Here is a 2773-nt window from a genome sequence, read left to right as displayed (position 1 = left end):
AACTTCCTCGCTGCCGTGACCGTGGCAACAATTATGTTATGGCTCCTATGAACTCAGTCAGACACGCCCTAGCTCGACACCTTTGTCGCGCATCAAACGCTGGCAAGGCCCACACCCGAAAATAAAGCGATATTCTTTATTTCACGGGAGCGTTGCCATGAATATTGCTCAGCGTTTCATCTCGATGTTTGCCGCCTTCATCATCGTCGTGCTGGTCGGCTGCGCGCCAACCAGCACGCGCGAAGGCACGGGCGAATACATTGACGACACCATCATCACTAGCAAAGTCAAGGCGGCCTTTGCCGCCGACCCCACTGTGAAAGCCACCGAGGTGAAGGTCGAAACCTTCAAAGGCACGGTGCAGTTGAGTGGCTTCGTCGAATCGCGCGAGAGCGCCCAAAGGGCAGTACAGCTCGCGCGCCAGGTCAAGGGCGTGAAGGAAGTGCGCAACAACACGGTCCTGAAATAGCCGGCCGCCGCGCGCCTGTCTTGGCATCGAGGCCAGGAGAGGTTCAGCGCCAGTGAGCTGTCGATGCAACCGGTTATTGAATAGCGCTGTCACGGCTTGCCATGGACTGAATCGCCCTGGGTTTTATAGAGGCCGGTTAGTGCGGGTCAGGTCGCGATGGCTTGACTGCTCAGTTGCTTGTAATAGTTTGCCTCAGCTTCGGTCGGCGGTACGTAGCGGAGCGGTTGCAGCAGACGGTGGTGGTTAAACCACGACACTCATTCAAGCGTGGCCAGTTCGACAGCTTCTCGCGTCTTCCAGGGAGCGCGGCGGTGGAGCAGCTCAGCCTTGTAGAGCCCGTCGATGGTCTCGGTCAGGGCGTAGTTACCAATTACTGTTCTCATTCCCCCCTAAGGCCACCTCGAAAAACCTCGGCTGAGATGCCTGCGGCTGAGTAAAATCCCGACATCGAACCAAGCCAGCGAGTGCCGTCATGATGAAACCCCGGATCAGTCTGTTTGCCGAGCAGGAGCGTGAGGACCGGCGCGCAAAGCTGGGGGATCCGTTAGTGGGCTTGGCCGAGCACGTGGATTTCGAGGCGCTGGCGGCGCGCATCGATGCCGCCGCGCCGCGTCCTTCGCGCGCCAAGGGTGGCCGTCCACCGTACCCGACGGTCTTGATGATCAAGATCCTGGTGCTGCAACAGCTCTATAACCTGGCCGACGACGCGCTGGAGTACCAGTTGCTGGACCGCCGCAGCTTCCTGCGTTTCCTGGATCTGACCGAGAGCAGCAGCATCCCCGACGCCAAGACGATCTGGCTGTTCCGTGATCGTCTGGCGCAGGCTGGCGTAGGCGATCAGGTATTCGAGCAGGTCCAGCAACAGCTGCTATCGCAGGGCTACCTGGCGCGTTGCGGGCAGATCGTCGACGCCTCGCTGGTGCTGGCTCCGGTCCAGCGCAACAAGCGGGAGGAAGCCGAGACGGTCAAGGAAGGCACTATGCCGCTGGGCTGGAAACCGCACAAGCGCGCGCAAAAGGACGTCGATGCCAAGTGGACCAGAAAGCACGGCAAGAATCATTTCGGGTACAAACTGCATGCCAGCGTCGACAAGCGTTGCGAGCTGATCCGCAAGATCGCCATCACGCATGCTGCCGTGGCCGACACCACTGTGTTCGAGAAGTTGCTCGACTTGAGCAACACGAGCCGGGATGTCTATGCCGACCGGGGATACCCCAGCATTGAACGCGAAACCAGCTTGAAGCAAGCCGGCTGGCGCGTGCATATTCAGCGGCGCGGTCATGCGACCAAAGGCATTTCCGAGACGCAGAAACGGCGCAATAGCGCCATCGCTACTCCGCGCGCCCGCGTCGAGCATGTGTTTGGCGCCCTGGCCCAGATGGGCGGCAAACTGGTGCGCTGTCTGGGAATCGTGCGCACCACGTTCGTCTTGCAGTTGAAGGCGGCCAGTTACAATCTCAAGCGTCTCGTCTTTTTGAAAGAACGCGGCCTGGCGCCGTTCTAAACAGCAGTTTGCCAGCCTGCGGCTGCCAAACTCCCTGGCTCAAGGTGCCGGGCGCTTTGAAAATCACGCTGCGGGGGCGAGGCTGGAACGCAGAATCACATTTCGCGTAGTGTTGCTCACGCCGAAAGTGGGTTATTCGAGGTGACCTCAAGCCGTCGCGGCCTAATTTGCATTAACAGGGCATTCCCGAAGGGTGGTTCGCTCACCACCCGATTGAGGTTATCTGAATCGCCACGAGTTTACTAGACACTCGCGAGCCGCTGGAAATACTGCTTTTCATATTCGACCGGCGACAAGTCATTGCTGAAGCTGTGCCGGCGCTTTGGATTGTAAAACATCTCGATGTAATCGAAGACGTCCTGCTTTGCTTCTTCCCGTGTGCCGTAGGTCTTGCGCCTGATTCGCTCCCGTTTCAAGAGCTGGAAGAAGCTCTCGGCTACAGCATTATCGTGGCAGTTCCCGCGCCGGCTCATACTCTGCTGCAGGTTATGCTGGTCCAGGAAGTCGCGCCAGTCGTAGCTGCTGAACTGGCTGCCCTGATCGGAATGCACCATCACCATATTCTTGGGCTGTCGACGCCAAACGGCCATCAGAAGTGCGTTCATCGCCAGTTCGCGATCGATTCGGGAACTCATCGACCAGCCGACCACTTGACGCGAAAACAGGTCCAGTACCACGGCCAGATAGAGCCAGCCCTCATATGTGCGGATGTACGTGATATCTGTTACCCAGACGCGATTCGGTTCCTGCACGTCGAACTGGCGCTGCAGATGGTTAGGCGCCACCAGCGAAGGGGTGCC

General features: G+C 58.8%; 3 protein-coding genes and 1 pseudogene. 2 read left to right on the top strand and 2 right to left on the bottom strand.

The genetic code is table 11. The annotated features are described in order from the left end of the window. Positions 1-157 precede the first annotated feature (157 nt). Positions 158-469, top strand: coding sequence for a BON domain-containing protein (locus ACFPOU_RS00020; protein ID WP_379715251.1), 312 nt, complete (start codon positions 158-160; stop codon positions 467-469). 146 nt (positions 470-615) lie between these two features. On the opposite strand, the pseudogene ACFPOU_RS00015 reads toward ACFPOU_RS00020, so the two are convergent. Then, positions 616-828, bottom strand: a pseudogene (locus ACFPOU_RS00015) (IS3 family transposase); the annotation flags it as partial. A 116-nt stretch (positions 829-944) separates the two neighbouring features. Here ACFPOU_RS00015 and ACFPOU_RS00010 point away from each other — a divergent pair. Further along, complete coding sequence (locus ACFPOU_RS00010; protein ID WP_379715254.1) at positions 945-1973, top strand: IS5 family transposase; 1029 nt, start codon at positions 945-947, stop codon at positions 1971-1973. Positions 1974-2215: 242 nt separating this feature from the next. Here ACFPOU_RS00010 and ACFPOU_RS00005 read toward each other — a convergent pair. Next, positions 2216-2773: IS3 family transposase (locus ACFPOU_RS00005; RefSeq protein WP_379715248.1), on the bottom strand; the 558-nt coding region annotated here is incomplete at its 5' end.

The sequence above is a fragment of the Massilia jejuensis genome, from assembly GCF_042656795.1.
Taxonomy (GTDB): domain Bacteria; phylum Pseudomonadota; class Gammaproteobacteria; order Burkholderiales; family Burkholderiaceae_D; genus Telluria; species Telluria jejuensis.
This window is presented reverse-complemented; position numbering and strand designations above follow the sequence as displayed.